General features: G+C 59.0%; 15 protein-coding genes. 11 read left to right on the top strand and 4 right to left on the bottom strand.

Annotated features, from left to right (window positions below):
- Nucleotides 1–83: 83 nt before the first annotated feature.
- Genes M2401_RS17325 through M2401_RS17310 form a run of 4 tightly spaced genes read right to left on the bottom strand, consistent with a single transcriptional unit; the run spans nucleotide 84 to nucleotide 4,738 of the window.
- Nucleotides 84–1,340: a hypothetical protein gene (locus M2401_RS17325; protein WP_259104655.1), complete on the bottom strand. Its 1,257-nt coding sequence runs from the start codon at nucleotides 1,338–1,340 to the stop codon at nucleotides 84–86.
- A gap of 37 nt (nucleotides 1,341–1,377) precedes the next feature.
- On the bottom strand, nucleotides 1,378–1,896 hold the full coding sequence (locus M2401_RS17320) for a GNAT family N-acetyltransferase (protein ID WP_259104653.1): 519 nt from the start codon (nucleotides 1,894–1,896) through the stop codon (nucleotides 1,378–1,380).
- A gap of 38 nt (nucleotides 1,897–1,934) precedes the next feature.
- On the bottom strand, nucleotides 1,935–3,521 hold the full coding sequence (locus tag M2401_RS17315) for a DUF563 domain-containing protein (protein ID WP_259104652.1): 1,587 nt from the start codon (nucleotides 3,519–3,521) through the stop codon (nucleotides 1,935–1,937).
- 32 nt (nucleotides 3,522–3,553) lie between these two features.
- Nucleotides 3,554–4,738, bottom strand: coding sequence for a formyltransferase family protein (locus M2401_RS17310; RefSeq protein ID WP_259104650.1), 1,185 nt, complete (start codon nucleotides 4,736–4,738; stop codon nucleotides 3,554–3,556).
- Nucleotides 4,739–4,936: 198 nt separating this feature from the next.
- Here M2401_RS17310 and M2401_RS17305 point away from each other — a divergent pair, with 198 nt between their 5' ends.
- The 11 genes from M2401_RS17305 (at nucleotide 4,937) to M2401_RS17255 (ending at nucleotide 16,539) form a co-directional block, all read left to right on the top strand.
- A complete protein-coding gene (locus M2401_RS17305) occupies nucleotides 4,937–5,866 on the top strand; it encodes a phytanoyl-CoA dioxygenase family protein (protein WP_259104649.1) in 930 nt (309 codons plus the stop codon).
- A 12-nt stretch (nucleotides 5,867–5,878) separates the two neighbouring features.
- Nucleotides 5,879–7,459 (top strand): glycosyltransferase family 61 protein, encoded by a 1,581-nt coding sequence (locus M2401_RS17300; RefSeq protein WP_259104647.1) that lies wholly within the window; start codon nucleotides 5,879–5,881, stop codon nucleotides 7,457–7,459.
- 99 nt (nucleotides 7,460–7,558) lie between these two features.
- Nucleotides 7,559–9,130 carry a glycosyltransferase family 61 protein gene (locus tag M2401_RS17295; protein ID WP_259104645.1) on the top strand — a complete coding sequence of 524 codons (1,572 nt, stop codon included), beginning with the start codon at nucleotides 7,559–7,561 and terminating at the stop codon, nucleotides 9,128–9,130.
- Nucleotides 9,127–9,525 carry an FdtA/QdtA family cupin domain-containing protein gene (locus M2401_RS17290; RefSeq protein ID WP_259104644.1) on the top strand — a complete coding sequence of 133 codons (399 nt, stop codon included), beginning with the start codon at nucleotides 9,127–9,129 and terminating at the stop codon, nucleotides 9,523–9,525. The genes M2401_RS17295 and M2401_RS17290 overlap by 4 nt, the downstream gene beginning before the upstream one ends.
- A gap of 2 nt (nucleotides 9,526–9,527) precedes the next feature.
- On the top strand, nucleotides 9,528–10,637 hold the full coding sequence (locus M2401_RS17285) for a DegT/DnrJ/EryC1/StrS family aminotransferase (protein ID WP_409033947.1): 1,110 nt from the start codon (nucleotides 9,528–9,530) through the stop codon (nucleotides 10,635–10,637).
- 10 nt (nucleotides 10,638–10,647) lie between these two features.
- Nucleotides 10,648–11,706, top strand: a complete 1,059-nt coding sequence (locus tag M2401_RS17280; RefSeq protein WP_259104641.1) for a CDP-glycerol glycerophosphotransferase family protein — start codon at nucleotides 10,648–10,650, stop codon at nucleotides 11,704–11,706.
- 5 nt (nucleotides 11,707–11,711) lie between these two features.
- Complete coding sequence (locus tag M2401_RS17275) at nucleotides 11,712–12,233, top strand: adenylyl-sulfate kinase (protein ID WP_259104639.1); 522 nt, start codon at nucleotides 11,712–11,714, stop codon at nucleotides 12,231–12,233.
- Nucleotides 12,230–12,793 (top strand): hypothetical protein, encoded by a 564-nt coding sequence (locus tag M2401_RS17270; RefSeq protein WP_259104638.1) that lies wholly within the window; start codon nucleotides 12,230–12,232, stop codon nucleotides 12,791–12,793. The genes M2401_RS17275 and M2401_RS17270 overlap by 4 nt, the downstream gene beginning before the upstream one ends.
- A complete protein-coding gene (locus M2401_RS17265) occupies nucleotides 12,790–13,524 on the top strand; it encodes a formyltransferase family protein (RefSeq protein WP_259104636.1) in 735 nt (244 codons plus the stop codon). Before M2401_RS17270 ends, M2401_RS17265 begins: the two co-directional genes overlap by 4 nt.
- Nucleotides 13,521–15,896: a PEP-utilizing enzyme gene (locus tag M2401_RS17260; protein WP_259104635.1), complete on the top strand. Its 2,376-nt coding sequence runs from the start codon at nucleotides 13,521–13,523 to the stop codon at nucleotides 15,894–15,896. The genes M2401_RS17265 and M2401_RS17260 overlap by 4 nt, the downstream gene beginning before the upstream one ends.
- A gap of 13 nt (nucleotides 15,897–15,909) precedes the next feature.
- Nucleotides 15,910–16,539, top strand: coding sequence for a gamma-glutamyl-gamma-aminobutyrate hydrolase family protein (locus M2401_RS17255; RefSeq protein ID WP_259104633.1), 630 nt, complete (start codon nucleotides 15,910–15,912; stop codon nucleotides 16,537–16,539).

Here is a 16,539-nt window from a genome sequence, read left to right as displayed (position 1 = left end):
GCTTGCCCGCGAAGAGGTCTGTACACCAGACACATTCCCTGAGCCTGGAGCATTGCCTTCGCGGGCGAGCCTCGCTCCAACGGTCAGGGTTTGACGGAGGTTTGCGCGGTGTCATGCAGTTGCGGTGGATAGCGCTGGATCAGCGCCTGGGCAAACGCCTGTTGTTGGGCAAACGCCTTGAAGTCCGGCTTGTAGTCCATCTGCTTGGGCCAATACTGGGCAGCGATTTTATGCCAGTAAAGAACATCGTCTGAACCAGCCACCGAGGTGTGGTTTTCGCGCTGGATGTACTCCATGGGCTGATCGTCCACCCAACGCCAGGTACGCCGCAGATCCTTCGGCTCGTCGGTCACTACCTGACGCAGATGACCGTCGATGAACACGTAGACGATCCGCACATCCGAGGTGTATTTCCCGGTATCGGTGCCACGCAAGTCGTACAGGCAGATGCCGCCGTGGTCATCCAGGGTGATGCTGACCTCGACGTTGGGGTCGTAGGGCCATTGCGTGGATTTTTCCAGGCGAGCCCGATAGGTCGTGGCAGCAGGTCGCAAGCACAAGTAGGAGAAATCTTTCAGGTTCGCAGTAGGGTTGTAGACCCAGCCTTTGTCGGGCGTGGGAATCAGCCCATAGCTGTCGAGCAGCTCACTGCTGATCATCGCGTTTTTTTCACCGAAGTGACTGCGAATGCGCTCTTGCACGCTTTGCCGGGTTGTCCAGGCGGGCCAGTCCCCTTTGTCCAGCCCACACTGCGCAGCCTTGGGATTGCTGCTGACGCCCTTGCGGTAGTTGAGCAGGAATTGCCGGGTGAGCATTTCCGGTTGGCGCTCGTCGGTATAGCAGTCGGTGGTGACGTCCTGGGTGATCGGCTTGCACTGCGCACAGGGCAGCAGACTCAGGTTCAGCGAAGCGATCCGATACTCAGCGCCGCGCACCTTGAGCAGGGGCGCAAAGTCCACGTCGATACTGCGCTCACCGGCAAGGCTGACCTGGCTGGCAGGCAACTGCATCGATTCAGATCGAATGACCATGCTTTCGCATTTTCTGAAGCTGGGCACCGGTACGAACACCACATTGCTGCCCGGCCGGCAATTGCGTCGACTTGTCGTCGTGAGGGTGGTGCCGGGATCCGTCAGGTTGACCGAGTTATAGGTGGCCTGAACCGCGACACGCCAACCGCTGGCCAGGGGCGCGTCGGGGGTGAACAGATCGAAGCGGACCCGATCCCGGTCCGCTGGCTGAACCTGGAGGGGTGAGGGCGGAGCGGTCTTGTCTCGCGCCTCGCAGCCGCCAGACAACAACAGAGCGGCAACGAACAGCACCTTGCCAAGGCGATTCAAATGGCACGTCCTTTTTATTAGTATCGTTGGGTAATGCCTACAGCTTCTTCAACAAACGCTCCCGGAACTGCGCAACGGCGGCTTCGCTGATCTCGAAGTACAGATTTTCTTCATCTTCTGCGGTGCGCACGGCGCCCATCTTTTCGTGGAAGGAGATGACGTGGTCATTGCCCTTGCGCACATCGAAGTGGGCCTTGTGATAGCCCATTTGCTGGAAGCCGATCTGATAAATCAGAAATGCGCTTTCCAGTGCCGCATAACGGGTCTTGTCGGCGTTGAGGATCCAGCTGCCCCAGCAGAATGAATCCTCGCGCAGGTCATAGATACGCACGGTGCCACAGGGCACGCCGTTGTTGTTTTCGATAATGAAGTAGAACTGGCGCCCGGCGCGCTCGTCGTCCTTGTAGCTCTCGATCCAGGCGCGCTGTGCCGCGACACTTGGATTGACGCTCGACAGATACTCGCTGTAGCGCTTGTCCAACCGCAGATCCAGGACAAACTCGGCATCTGTCGCTTCGATCAGCCGTAAACGAATGGATTTCGCTTGAAGATCCATGGCCACTCCAGAAAAAACACAACATCGACTGCCGAAGCCTACACGCCGTTCGTCGCTTTCGCTAATAGCAAGCCGTCGCGGCCGGGTACGTGCTGCTCCAGCCAAGCCCTGACCACAGAGACGTCCAGCACATATTCCTTGTAGTACAGCTCATGGGAGTTATGGGCGCCGGTGCGATAACGGACGAACTCCAGATCGACACCGACAATGGCCGCGAGGTTGGAAAAACACGACAGGTCGCCATACTCCTCAGCCATCCAGCACAGCGCCTGGGTACCCGCAGAGGCGAACATGATGTTAGTCCATGCCGCCCCGGTCGGCCCCACGACCACTTCAGCGTTGGCCATGATCGCCACCTGCTGATGAACATCGAGGTCTTCCATGTAAACGCAGGCGAAACCATAGGGCTCAAGCAGCTCGATGACGTCCTGCTGGTTAAAACGCCGCAGGAACCCTTTGCGCGCAAGAAATACCCGCTTGGGCAGGTCGGTCATGTCGAGCCCCGCCACCAGGCTCAAGGCATTTTCACGCAGGTATTCGATGGAGTCGCGCCGACCAAAATTATCGATGGTGTGATAACCGTGGCTGGCCTTGAAGTTAGGAATCATGTTGTTGGGGGCATCAATCCACAGCAGGTCATCAACCCGGTAGTTGAGGTGGGTCTGCAGATAGATAAAGGGCCGGGTAATACCGAGCCCGTCGATCATGGCCTTGATCGACGGTATTTTTTGGCTACCGCCGGAAATCAGAATCGGGTAATCGGCATACTGCGCAGGCAACTCTGCAACGAACTGCAATTGCGCCAGCACTTCCACGACCCAGTGATAATAATTGCCCTCGCTAATACCGTTGATCAAGATGCCTTTATCGACAGGCTCCGGCTCGCCAACAGCTACCAGTGCAAGACGCCGACCATGAAAAATCATGTCACCGACGGAGTAATCCGCGTTGCCTGGCGTGGTCGTAGTAACTCGTTCTTGCAGCACGCGCTGATCCGGCAACAGCACCGATCGCGAAACCGAGCCCACCTGGCCCTGGCGAAAGCGATGCAGCGCCACCTCTGGCAAGGTGACTTTTACCGGCGCCACGTTCTGGCCGACATACCTCGGGCCCTGGACTGAACCCGGTAAGGCGCGGCGGAACACATACACCTTGAACTCATCGGTCGTGTCCAGCCATTGCAGATTGAAGCGCTTTACCGGTTTTTTGACGCTGCTGCGGCACTTGAGATAATGCTGATAAAGCAGGTCCGACAGCATCCCCGGACGCAGGCAAATCAGCTCCTGGAACAGTATCCAGGCGCGATGGCGCAAACGCTGACCCAGCGAGTTCGCCTCCATGGACGGGTGATGAATATCAATTTTTTTCTCATCGATACCCAGACCGATCAACTGCGGGAAAATCTCCGGATAATAATCACTGGCAATGACGATCCTGTCGAAACTGAGTTGGCTCAATTCGCCGGGTGCGTGGATCAGCTTATTCAGTACCAGTTGCCCGTGCTTTTGTGCACTGTTATCGACAAAGCCGAGTACCTCATATTGCCGCCCATGGCGCTTGTAAAAATTGATGCCTCCGACACTGGCACCAAAAACATAGACACGCTCTTTTTGTTTGAACCACATAGGCCTACTTCACCCATAAACTAACTATCAACTCAGCCTTGGCGAGGGGCAAGCAATTGTGCGTATTGCTCACCGTTCAGATAATCTGACAACTTCTTCCCTGCATAGTCGTATGTCTCAAGCTCTGCGGCGTTTTTCAGCAATAGGAAAAACGTGCGGCGGCAGCGCCCGGAAAAATACGCATCCTTCGCGTACATCAACGGTGTGGTCCCTTTGTTATTGGGCCTGACCGGCGATGCACCTTTCTTCAATAACCAGTTCACCACGTCATAGGCGCCGGCATAACTGGCAACGATAAGCGGCGTCCAGCCCTTGTCGTTGGCATCGTTATAACCCGCGATATTCCCTTGCAGCCGGATGACTTCCTGCATATCCGCGCATTCGCAGGCCGCCAGCATGTCCGCAAGCTTGTCGAAATGAAAGCGAACGTTGTAATCAATGGTGGCAATGTCTGCGTAATAGTCGTTTTCAGCGAGGACAAAACCCGGTTTACGCAGAGACTTGTCGGCAAGAACCGTGGCGGATACCACAGGGCGGCCTTGCCACTTCAAGAATTGATACTCGCGAAAGGCAAAGGCCCTGATCTGCGTCACGCACTCCCAGGCGGTGGCCAGGGTGTTGATCCGCAGGTTCGAGTAGTCGATGGACGATTTCGAGAAGTAGCTTGATCCGTTCGCCGGTTGGGGTCGACCCTCAACCCGAGTATTGATCAGGCGTAAAAAACAGCGATCCAGAACTTCACTCGCCTGCTGAGTAAACGCCAGGTACAGGTCCCGGCACGTCCACCAGTCGGCAATCGGGAATACCTGCTGGTCCACGATATCGCCGGTATCGATGCCAGGCTCTATATGGTGCAGTGTCACGCCCGCCTCATCCCTGCCATGGAGGATGGGCCAGACCGAGGTATACATGCCTTTGTATTCCGGCAGTCTGGAGAAGTGGATATTGAAAATGTTCGCGATGGAAAAACGCGACGGCACGACCAGTTGATCGAACTCCAGGGATATAAAAGCCTGGGTGGCCAGGTCATAGGCCGCCTCAAGACTGATTTCCTTTACGCCCCATCGGGCTGCCGCCTGACGCAACGAGCGTTGCCAGTGATCTGCACCGGGTTCATTTCTATTGCAGACCACCGCCAGTTGTTCTGCAGGAAAATGCCTGAGCGCCAGTTCCAGACCGTGCACGGCGATATTGTTCTTTCCTGCGATGATGATCATTGCTCGGCGGTCTCTACGGCTTTATTTCATTACGGTGGCAAATATTGACGATCACCGATCGCCCTGTCCAGAAGCAGCAGGCCAGCGGCGGGAATACGACGAGCGCTATTAAATATTTCCTTGATCCACGTTCATTTACACCGGCGCCCGCCGATAAGAATATTCAAGCACTGCCAGCAACGATGAGCGAGTGGAAACATGCAAAGCTGCCTCAACAACCTGACGGAGCAAGGTGCGCACCTGTTCGGCGAGATCCTTGATGTCGAGCGAACCCAGGCTCTGTATCGCGACATGATTGCCGCTCGTGCCTTCAACGGCGACCTGTTCATGAGTGAGGCCGAGTATCTGGCCCAGGAAAATCACTTTAACGCCAACCCGACCAAGACCTTCAACTTCCTCAGCCAGTTCGAGGAGCAGTTGCAGTTCATCGAGCAGGACCCACAGTTGAAGGCGGTTCTCGACCATGTGCTGGGCGACGACTATGAAGTGGTGATCAAGAAGGCCGTGTGCGGCGTGCCGCAAGCCTGGCTGCCGGACTGGATAAGGGAGCGAATCCGCGACGTCAACGTGGCGAACCTCGGGCCTTATATCAAGAAGCCGTTTCGCGACATTACGTACTTTCGTGGCATCGACTTCCATCAGGACATCATCGACTGGCCCCAGGGCCGGGTGGAACTCGATCCTTCGACTTTTCTGACCCTGTATGTCTACCTGCACGACGTCAGTGAGCATGATTCACCGCTGCACCTGATGCCAGGCACCCATCAACTGGGTGCCACGCTGTTCCCGCACCGGCTCGAGCACCGGCATGACGACCAGTGGGTCTACAGCGATGATCAGGGCAACAGTATTGCGTGCATCGATCAAACGCTGATCGGTGGCCCCGGCTATGTCGGGCTGTGGCATAACTGCACCCTGCATGGCACCCGCCCGGTGACCCATGAGTCGGAACAGTTCCGCCTGTCACTGCGTTACTTGCTGGGCAAGTCCAATGGCAATGTGCAGAAAACCGGCATTGACGCCATCAACAGCCGGATCAAGGGCGAACTGAAACCCATCAGGACCCGCCGTGATCTGGATGACAAAGGGGTGGCGCAGATTCGCGGCAACATCATCAACAAGGATTGAAACGAGGTCGTAATGGCAGCAGGCTCTGGAAATAAACCGCGCATCCTGATTTTCGGGACAGGCTCTGGCGGGGTCAATTTCTACAAGAGCTATAGCCAGCGCTATCAGGTGCTGGGTTTTCTCGATAACAGCCTGCAAAAACATGGCCAGCGGTTATTTGGCAAAACCATCCACGCGCCGCAATCCGTCCATACGCTGGCGTTCGACAAGATCATCATCGCCAGCGATTACTATCGCGAGATCAACCAGCAGTTGCTCGATGAACTGGCCGTCGATGAGCAGAGAATCGGTTTTTCCCACGCCGAAACACCGCAGCCCCCAAGCCGTTTTAAACAGTGGCGCCAGCACCTGATACGCCTGAGCCATAAGCGCCTGTGTGAAAAACCGGGTCTGGGCTCTGCTATCTTTCATGGGCTGTTTTCGCTGACGCATGGCAACAGCGCCAAGCCCGTCCTCAAGCGCCTGCCGCTGCGCTGGCTGGATACGCTGCACGACAACAAAGTGCATGTTTTCCGGCCAGACCGGCCGGATAAAGTGCAGGGCCCGAGGGTTTTCGGCGAACAGGTAGCGCCCGTCGATATTCAGTTGCCGGAAGTCGCCCTCTACCACTTCAAGCACGCTCAGGCCTGTTCGGTTTCGCGTTCGGTGGTCCTGCGCGACGAGCAACTGGGCGAACAGCTGATAGTTGAGCGCGTGTTGACGGCGACCATGGATAACGCCGACTACGGCAACGGCCATCTGCTCTATCATACGGACAGCCATGGTCTGATCATTCAGCACCCGCAGGTCCGGCTCGAAAAAGGCGTACTGATCAACGGATTGACCGAGACCAACTACTACCACTGGATTGTGGAAATCCTCTCGCAACTGCAATTCATTGCCGAGTTGCCGGCGCACTATGCCGACTACCCTATCCTGATCTCTGGGTTTAGCCAGAAAATCCCCTCGATCAAACGTTACCTCGCCACTTTCAATATCGATCGGCCACTGGTTTTTCTCGACGCACAGGTCTCGTATGAAGTCGGCGACCTGCTGTTCATCAATGCACCGAACAACCTGATCGCCAATCTGAAAAACGCTGCCGGGAACCGTACCGAGGACGGCTTTATCCGCAAGGAGTCCCTCGACTACCTGCGCAGCAAAGGGCTGCCATTGGCGAGCGCGATCGACGTCAGCACCCTGCCCAAGCGGGTATTCATGGCCAGAAAACATAATCTGCGCACCTATAATCAGGCCGACATTTTCTCGCTCCTCGGCCCCTTGGGCTTCACCACCGTGTATATGGAAGAGCTGGACTTCAGCCAGCAAGTGGCCCTTATGGCCAATGCCGAGGTGGTCGTCGGGCCGACGGGGGCGGCATGGACGAACATCCTCTTTGCCTCTCAAGGCACACGGGCATTGTGCTGGATGGCCGAAGAATATGGCGAGCTGTCGTGCTTCTCCAATCTGGCGGACAAGGTGGGCGTTGACCTCGATTACATTCATTACGTGGCCGGGACCAGAGACTCTCGCCAGCTCTACTCAAAAGAATATTGCCTGGATAAGCACCTCGTCAGCCGCTGGGCCCGGGAGAACCTGCCGGCTTTGGCCTGAGCGGCATGATCCCTGCACTGCCCTGAGTCCAGGCGCATCGGGCAAAGCTTATCCGGCTTTTTTTTGACGCTTGGTAGCACGGGTGCCAAGAGGTTATGTATGGCGGTAGCGGCAAATCAAAAAAACTCACGCATCCTGATTTTTGGTACCGGCGCGGGCGGGATCAACTTCTATAAGAGCTGTCGTGGCCGCTATAACGTGGTCGGTTTCCTGGATAACAACCAGCAAAAACATGGGCAGGCGTTGTTCGGCAAGACCATTCACAACCCACAGCACCTGCACCAGCTGCACTTCGACCAGATCATTATCGCCAGTGACTACTACCGCGAGATTTATCCGCAACTGGTCAATGAATTGGCGATTCGTGAAGAACAGATCAGCATTTTCCACAATCAATTGACTGCCGCCAGCCCCCGTCAGCGTTTGATTGCACAGCTGGAGCGCTGGGGTTATGCCCTGATGTGTAGGCAGCCGGGGCTGATTTCAGACCTGCTGTATCGGCTGTTTTTTTCCCGGCAGCGCGACGTTCGCCGTTTTGCGTTGTGCTGGCTCGATGAAGCCGATAGCCATAAGGTGCAGGTCTTGCGCCCGGCGCAGCCCGGCAGCGTGCAGGGCCCGCGCTTTGTCGCCCATGAGGTCGCAGCCACCGCTATTACTTTGCCGGAAGTAGCGCTTTACCACTTCATAAACGGTCAGGTGTGCTCGGTCTCCCGCTCGGTGATTCTGCCCGGCGGGCGCTTGGTCGCCGAACGGGTCGTCACGGCGAAAAGCACAGCGGCCGACTACAGCGGCGCGCACCTGCTCTATCACGGCCAGACCCTGGCGCTGGTCCGCCAGGCGCCCCAGGCAGAGCTTATTGAGAAAGGCCTGCTGGTCACGGGTGGCAGTGAGGTCAACTATTATCACTGGGTGCTGGAAATCCTCAGCCAGTTGCAATTCATCGGCGAACTGCCGGGCGAGTACGACGACTACCCGCTGCTGATCTCCGGGCACAGCCAGAACATTCCCGCTATCAAGGCGTTGATCGGGGCCATTGGTAGTGCGCGGCCGGTGGTGTTTCTCAAGAGCGTGGCCGCGTATTGCGTCACGGACCTGTTGTTGGTCAGCGCGCCGAACAACTGCATTACCAACTACAAGGGCGAATCACGCAGCATCGCCGAGAACAGTTTTGCCCGGCCTGAGTCGATCAACTTCCTGCGCGGCAAGGCCCTGTCCCTGGCCGCCGACATTGACCCAGGCAGCCTGCCCAAGCGGGTCTTTCTCGGCCGCAAAGGGTTCCTGCGCCCCTACAATCAGAGCGAAATCCTGGCCAGGCTCGAACCCCTGGGGTTCGTCTGCGTGTACATGGAAGAACAGGACATCCATCACCAGGTCGCAATTATGGCCAATGCCGATATCATCATCGGCCCGACCGGTGCGGCCTGGACCAACATCATCTTCGCCACCCGGGGCGCCAGGGCGTTGTGCTGGATGGCCGAAGAAGCCGGAGCGATTTCGTTTTTCTCCAATCTGGCGGCCATTGTCGGAGTTGAAATGGACTACATCCCCTATCAGGCACAGACATCTGACTCCAGAGAGATCTACTACAAGGGATACACGATCGAACCCGACACTATCGTGGCCTGGCTCACGAAGGACGTGCCGGTCCCCTACAGCGGAACGACATCATGAAAGTCCATTATTTGCAGTTGCAGGCCCATGGTGACGAGCGCGGCTCACTGATCGCCCTGGAGGAAGGCAAAAACATTCCCTTTCAGGTCAAGCGCGTCTACTACATGTTCGATACAGGCGAGGGTGTACGTCGCGGCTATCACGCCCACAAGTCCTTGAAGCAGGTGGCCATTGCCGTGCGTGGCTCGTGCCGTTTCATGCTGGATGACGGCACGGAAAAAATCGACATTCGCCTCGATAACCCCAATCAGGGGTTGCTGATCGAATCCTTTATCTGGCGGGAGATGTACGATTTCTCCGCCGACTGCGTGCTCATGGTACTGGCCGACAATCTCTACGACGAAGCCGACTACGTACGCGATTACCCAACCTTCCTGGCCATGGTGACGGCATGACGATGAACATTCCCTTCCTCGACCTGCAGGCGGTCAATCACGAATACGCGGATGAGTTGAAGGCGGCCTGCGCCAGGGTCATCGATTCAGGCTGGTATATCGGCGGGGTCGAACTGACCCGGTTCGAGCAAGCCTTCGCCGAGTATTGCGAGGTTGCCCACGCCATCGGCACCGGCAACGGCCTGGATGCACTGGTGTTGGTGCTACGGGCCTGGAAGGAACAGGGCAAGTTGCAGGACGGCGATGAAGTGATAGTGCCGAGCAACACCTTCATTGCCACCGTTTCGGCGGTGGTTGAAACCGGCCTTGCGCCCATTCTGGTGGATGTCGATCCCCACACCCACAACCTCGACTGCGTCGCGGTCGAGGCAGCTATCGGCAGCAAAACGCGGGTCCTGCTGCCCGTGCATCTGTACGGCCAGCTTGCGCCGATGCCCGAACTGATGGCCATTGCCGAACGCCATGGCTTGCTGGTGCTGGAAGATTGCGCACAGGCCCATGGCGCACGCTTGAACGGCCGGCGAGCCGGGAGCTGGGGACATGCAGCGGCGTTCAGCTTCTACCCCGGCAAGAACCTTGGCGCCCTGGGCGACGCCGGGGCGGTGGTCACCGCCGACGCCGAGTTGGCCAGACTGGTACGGGCCCTGGGCAACTACGGTTCAAGCATCAAGTATCAGCACGACTATCCGGGCATCAACAGCCGACTGGACGAAATCCAGGCCGCGATGCTGCACGTCAAGCTCAAGCATCTGGACGCTGACACCGAGCGCCGTCGCCGGGTGGCCGAGCGTTACCTGAGCCGGGTGAATAATCCGTTGATCGGCCTGCCGAGGGTGACAGAGCGCGCCGCCCATACCTGGCACCTGTTCGTGGTCGATTGCCCTGAGCGCGACGCGCTGAAAGAGCATCTGGCGCAACAGGGCATCCAGACCAATATCCACTATCCGCTGCCGATTCCCCGGCACAGACCTTACGCAGAGCTGGCGCTGAGCCCGGTCATGATCGCTGCGGGCCTGCACGAGCGCATCCTGTCACTCCCCATCTATCCAACCCTTGGAGAGGCGGAACAGGACTACGTCATCAGTGCCCTGAATCAGTTCTCTGCTCGCTAGGAAGCAACTCATGAATAGTAAGGATTTCGCACAGGTCGCTTTTTTTGTGCACGCCGCCGAAATATTCAACCATTACCAGGCGGTGTGGCGACTGTTGGGCAGCGAGGCCTTCGACATTGTCTTGCACGGCACCGACAGCGAGCGCGCCAATACCCGGGCGCTGGCCAATGCAGCAGGCTATCGCTGCTTTGACAGCGAGACGGTGATCGAGTCCGGGTACCGCTACGACATCGTCGTATCCAACCTGAGCATGTATCACCACATGGACCAGCCGATCATCCACGTCCTGGGTCATCGTCGGGTGCGCTTCATGTACGCCCTGGGCAAGGCCAAGCACAACTTTTCCAGCTGGAACAGCGACTACGACCTGATCCTCTGCTTCGGCCCCTGGCAGGCCGAACGGCTGAAGCAATGCTGTGACGCCGTGACCTTCCAGATGGGCTACCCGCGTTATGACGAATATTTCCGCGAGCCAGCACTGCTCGGCGTATCGCCGCCGGGGCTGACCCTGGACCCGGCAAAAAAGACTGTGCTGTGGCTGCCCACCTGGATGGACCTGTCGTCTATCAGCCGATATGCCGACGCCATGGCTGCGCTGTGCAACGATTACAACGTCATCGTCAAGACGCACCCACTGTCGGTAGAAGCCGAACCCGAGGTTCTGGCCATTCTCGAGCGCTATGACTTTACGGCGGTGATCGTCACGGTCTATGACAACCTGAACCTGTTTCGCTGCGCCGACTACGTAGTGGCCGACTATGGTGGTACAGCGTTCGGTGCACTGTACCTGGACAAGAATCTTTTGCTGCTGAACGTTCCCGGCGCGGAGAAAGATGCCCACACCGGCGATGACTCGCCGGATATTCTGCTGCGCGAAGAGATCATCAATGTCGACGAACAGGATCGCTGGAGCCTGCCCGCGCTGCTCGCTGATGAGACGTTGTGGGCGACCCAGGCCAAGGTTCGCCAGGGTTTGCGGCACAAATACTTCGTCAACAGCTACGGCTTTTCCGCTGAGATGGCCGTCATGGCGCTGTGCAATATCGAAACCTTACTCAAGCAAGGATAAAGGCCATGGTCATCTGGCTGGTCGGCCTCTCCGGGGCTGGCAAAACCACTATTGGACGGGCGCTGTACGCCAGTCTGAAACAGGAACGGCCACAGACCGTGTTCGTCGATGGCGATGAGATCAGGGCGCTGTTTCGCCATGACCTGCGCGCCGACGCTTATACCCTGGCCGGGCGCCGGGTCAATGCCGAACGCATCCAGGCATTGTGTGGCTGGCTGGACAGCCAGGGCATTGATGTCGTGTGCTGCATCCTGTCGATGTTTCAGGACGTCAGCGATGACAATCGCCAGCGCTTTTCCGGCTATCGGGAAGTGTTTGTCGATGTGCCGCTCGACATCCTCATCGAGCGCGATGACAAGGGCCTCTATCAATCGGCCCTGCGTGGCGAACAGGCTCATGTGGTGGGGGTGGATATCGAATACCGCCCGCCCGTGACACCGGACCTGGTGCTGCACAACAGCCAGGTGCCGGACGACCTGCCGGGCTATGTGGCGCAGATTCGCCGGATCAGTGGGTACGCCTCGTGAACCTGAACTATCCCTACAGCGACGGCGATCTGCTGAGCAATCCGCAGACCTATCGCTATGCCAGCTTTCAGGGCGAAGCGTTTGTCCGGGCCTGGCGCGACTCGCGCCAGGCCGCCTGCGCAGAGCTGCCTGCACCTGCACTGCCGGCGCTGAACGCGTGCGCCAACGCTTCGGCAAACGAGATAAGCGCCCTGCTGCAGCAAATCTGTCTGACGCTGCGTGTCACGCCCCTGGCCGACGACGACCAGGCCCGGTACTGGCTGCCGCGCTTGCTGAAAAAGTTCGAAGTCAGCAAGCGCCTGCATACCGGCTATGAACTGGCTGCGCCCCACCGGGCCCTGCCCGACAGCGACTTCCTGGCGCTGACACCCTACCTGCTGCTGGCTGAATGCATGATTCATGGTTGGCGCTCGGCAGGTGCCGCTTATTACCTCAGTGCCTTGCTCAAGCTCAACGATACCCTGGTCTCGCAACGAGCCCGACTCGATACGCGCCAGGCCGCTTACCTGGCCTGGATTCTCGCCACCGAACAGCAATTGATTGCGGAGTTGGGTCCATGAACTCATCACACCTGGTACTGCTGTGCGCCAGAACCGCCCGCTCGGTCGCCTATCTGCAAGCCCTGCATGCCGCTGGCATCGTGCCCGACCAGGTGCTGGTCTACGGCCAATCCAACAGCACGCCCCACACTGCCCGCGCCTGGCAGGCGGCGAAAGCGCAGGGCCTGTTTCTGCCGGACCTCAAGGAGGACGTGAGCACCTGCCTGGCGCGCCTGGGCTGGCCCCATGTGACCTGCACCGCCGACAACCTGGACGATCCCGCCCTGCTCGCCTGCGTCGAGAAGGCCGCGCCGGACCTGCTGGTCTACTCCGGCTACGGCGGCCAGCTGGTGCCAGCCACCCTGCTCGAACGCTATCCGGTGCTGCATATCCATTCCGGCTGGCTACCGGACTACCGTGGCAGCACGACGATCTACTACCAGATCCTTGAACAACGCCAATGCGCCGCCAGCGCCCTGTTGCTGGATGAAACCATTGACACAGGCCCCGTGCTGGCGCGCAAGGTTTATCCACTGCCACCTGCCGGCCTGGATGTGGACTACGTCTACGACAACGCCATCCGCGCCGATCTGCTGGTGCAGGTCGTGGCCGCCTGGCGTCAGGATCCGGCCAGCCTCAAGCCTTTGACAGAGGCGCCGTTGCAGGCCGAGGCACCGCCCTATTTCATCATTCATCCTTTGCTCAAACACCTGGCCTTGCTCGCCGTGGACCAGCAAGAGACGCAGACATGAGTATCGAGTTCGGCACCAAATCCGAAACCCTCAAGCGCTTGCAGCCCTTGCTGTGCAATTCAAAGATCCTGCCGCTGCATTACTTCACCGCCGCCGACTGGCAGCGGGACCCGGAATCGGTACTGGCGGCCATTGCCCGAATGGAGCACGGCGCCAGTGTGATCGTGCGCAGCAGCGCGAAGAACGAAGACGGCGCAGCCAGCTCCATGGCCGGTGCCTTCACCAGTTGCCTGAACGTTTCGACAACGGTGGCTGGCGAGCTGAGGGCGGCCATTGATCAGGTGATCGCCTCCTTCGCCGGGCATCAGGCCGACGGCAATCAGGTGCTGGTCCAGCCGATGCTCACGGACTTGCAGATGAGTGGCGTGGTCATGACCTATGACCTGGAGCATGGCGCGCCGTACTACGTGCTTAATTACGATGATGAAAGCGGCCTGACTGACACCATCACCGGTGGCGTCGGCATTCAGAAGACCGTGTTGGTCTACCGCGATACCGAACGCGCGGTGGTGCGTTCGGCGCGCATCCAGGCCGTGCTGGATGCCTGTCGTGAGCTGGAAGCCCTGTGTGGCCGGGTGCCGCTGGACATTGAATTTGCCGTGGGCCGCAATCAGCAGGTGTACGTGCTGCAGGTACGGCGCATCACCCTGAGCAACACCTGGCACCCGGTCACCGAACGCCGCGTTGCCCGGCAACTGGAGCATGTGCGCAGCTTTCTGACCCGACGCCTGGCACCACAGGCCGGGTTGTATGGCGCAAGCACCGTGCTCGGTGTGATGCCGGACTGGAACCCGGCGGAAATCATCGGCACCACCCCGCGTCCGCTGGCGGCCTCGCTGTATCGGCTGCTGGTCACCGATTCGACCTGGCGTCAGGCGCGCCGGTTGATGGGCTACTACTCACCACCGCGCCAGGTGTTGATGGTGACCCTGGGCCATCATCCGTATATCGATGTGCGCTGCAGCTTCAACTCGTTCCTGCCCGCAGGGCTTGCCCCGGCGCTCTGCGAAAAACTGGTCGACGCCTGGCTGGCCCGCTTGCGGGACAATCCGGAGTGGCACGACAAAGTGGAGTTCGACATCGTCTCCACCTGCCTGGACTTCACCTTCGACGCCGATTTCGCCACTCGCTATGACGATGTCCTGGACGCGGATGAATACGTCACCTACCGCGCGGCGCTTGACGAACTGACCTGCCGCGCCGTGTCAGGCCAGGGGCCGGGGTCGCTGCCAGAGGCCCTGGCACGCATCCATGCCCGTGAAGCTCAGCAACGCGCGCGCAGTGCCGAACCCCAAAGCATCAGCCTGGAAAGCATCAACCGTCTGCTGCATGAATGCCGTGAAGACGGCACCTTGCAGTTCGCTATTCTCGCCCGCCACGGTTTTATCGCCGAAACCCTGATGCGCTCGGCCAATCGTCGTGGCGCCCTGAGCGATGAGCGTCTGCAAGCCTGGAAGCAATCGATCACCACAGTCACCACGCAGTTGACCGGCGAATACGCTGCGGTCTGCGCCCAGAGGGCGTCGTTGCCGCAATTCCTGGAAAAATTCGGTCACCTGCGCCCAGGCACCTACGAGATCACCTCGTTGCGCTACGACGAACGCAATGATTTGTTCACCAGCGACCCGGTGCAATGGTTCGACTCCGACGCCCAGACCGCGGCGTTCGAACTGCACGCCAGCGAACGTCAGGCCCTGCAAGAGTTGCTGGACGAACAAGGCTGGCCAATATCCACGGAGCAATTGCTGAGCTACGCCAGCCAGGCGATTCAGGCGCGGGAATACGCCAAGCTGGTGTTTACCCGCGACCTGTCCGACGCCCTGAAACTGCTGGTCAGTTGGGGCGGCGAGGTTGGCCTCGCGCGGGAAGACCTGTCATTCCTGAATATCGACGGCCTGCTCGATACCCTCAGCGTGCCATTGATGGACGATCTCGACCGGGTCCTGCTGGAGCGGGCGACCCAGGCGCGCAACAGCTACGAGCAGGGCGTGTCGCTCAAGCTAGGGCATTTGATCGGCGGCATAGATGACGTATTCGTTGTGCCCCTGCATCGCAGCCTGCCCAACTTCGTCACCCAGAAAGCCATCGAAGCACCGGGCGTGAAACTGAGCCAGAACTCACCGGCCTCGACCTCGCTGCAAGGCCGTATCGTCTGCATCGAAAACGCCGACCCCGGCTATGACTGGGTCTTCACCCGGGGCATTGCCGGACTGGTCACGCAATATGGCGGCGCCAACTCGCATATGGCGATACGCTGTGCCGAGTTCGGCATCCCGGCGGCCATTGGCTGCGGCGAGCAATTGTTCAATCGCCTGGTGCGCAGCACGCGCATCGCCCTGGACTGCCAGGACAAGACCCTGCGACCACTATGAAAAACCAGCGCCCATGAGAAAGATCGGCATCACCCTGCGCCAGTCATCACCCCACAGCTATCACGAACCCCGTGACGGCCTGGCCAGGGACTGGTATCGGCTGTTCGCCGAACTGGGCGTGGGCCATCACTGGCAATTGCTGCCCAATCTTGGCGAACAGACCGTGGCCTACGCCCAGGCTCATGGGATTGAAGGAGTCATTTTCAGCGGCGGCGACGATGTCGGCAGCGATCCACTGCGTGACGCCACTGAGCAGGCGCTGCTGGCCCATTGCATTGCCCGGCAATGGCCGGTGTTGGGCGTCTGCCGGGGGCTGCAATTGATCCAGCTGTTCTTTGGCGGGCAACTGGCCGAAGCCGATCGCAGCATGCATGTGGCCCAGCGACATCTGCTCATTCCGACGACGGACGACCTGCCCTGGCTGAACCTGCCCGCTGTGCCTCGCTCGGTCAATTCCTTCCACGGCAACCGCCTGGCCACTCCCATACCGGCCACATTGCGGCCATGGGCCTTTGATGAGCTGGGCGCCTGCGAAGCATTGGTGCATGTCAGCGAAAAAATCGCCGGAGTCATGTGGCATCCCGAGCGCGAAGCCTCCTTAAGCGAGCCCGACCGGCAACTGTGCCGATGGTTATTTGAGTGA

This window comes from Pseudomonas sp. JUb42 (assembly GCF_024807945.1).
Classification (GTDB): Bacteria; Pseudomonadota; Gammaproteobacteria; order Pseudomonadales; family Pseudomonadaceae; genus Aquipseudomonas.
Note: the sequence above shows the minus strand (reverse complement) of the source record. Positions and strands in the feature narration are given on the sequence as shown.

Coding starts and splice junctions, on each gene's coding strand:
- M2401_RS17315 (WP_259104652.1), bottom strand. CDS start 3,521: ATGTGGTTCAAACAAAAAGAGCGTGTCTATGTTTTTGGTGCCAGTGTC.
- M2401_RS17285 (WP_409033947.1), top strand. CDS start 9,528: ATGAACATTCCCTTCCTCGACCTGCAGGCGGTCAATCACGAATACGCG.
- M2401_RS17290 (WP_259104644.1), top strand. CDS start 9,127: ATGAAAGTCCATTATTTGCAGTTGCAGGCCCATGGTGACGAGCGCGGC.
- M2401_RS17260 (WP_259104635.1), top strand. CDS start 13,521: ATGAGTATCGAGTTCGGCACCAAATCCGAAACCCTCAAGCGCTTGCAG.
- M2401_RS17280 (WP_259104641.1), top strand. CDS start 10,648: ATGAATAGTAAGGATTTCGCACAGGTCGCTTTTTTTGTGCACGCCGCC.
- M2401_RS17310 (WP_259104650.1), bottom strand. CDS start 4,738: ATGATCATCATCGCAGGAAAGAACAATATCGCCGTGCACGGTCTGGAA.
- M2401_RS17275 (WP_259104639.1), top strand. CDS start 11,712: ATGGTCATCTGGCTGGTCGGCCTCTCCGGGGCTGGCAAAACCACTATT.
- M2401_RS17255 (WP_259104633.1), top strand. CDS start 15,910: ATGAGAAAGATCGGCATCACCCTGCGCCAGTCATCACCCCACAGCTAT.
- M2401_RS17265 (WP_259104636.1), top strand. CDS start 12,790: ATGAACTCATCACACCTGGTACTGCTGTGCGCCAGAACCGCCCGCTCG.
- M2401_RS17300 (WP_259104647.1), top strand. CDS start 5,879: ATGGCAGCAGGCTCTGGAAATAAACCGCGCATCCTGATTTTCGGGACA.
- M2401_RS17320 (WP_259104653.1), bottom strand. CDS start 1,896: ATGGATCTTCAAGCGAAATCCATTCGTTTACGGCTGATCGAAGCGACA.
- M2401_RS17305 (WP_259104649.1), top strand. CDS start 4,937: ATGCAAAGCTGCCTCAACAACCTGACGGAGCAAGGTGCGCACCTGTTC.
- M2401_RS17295 (WP_259104645.1), top strand. CDS start 7,559: ATGGCGGTAGCGGCAAATCAAAAAAACTCACGCATCCTGATTTTTGGT.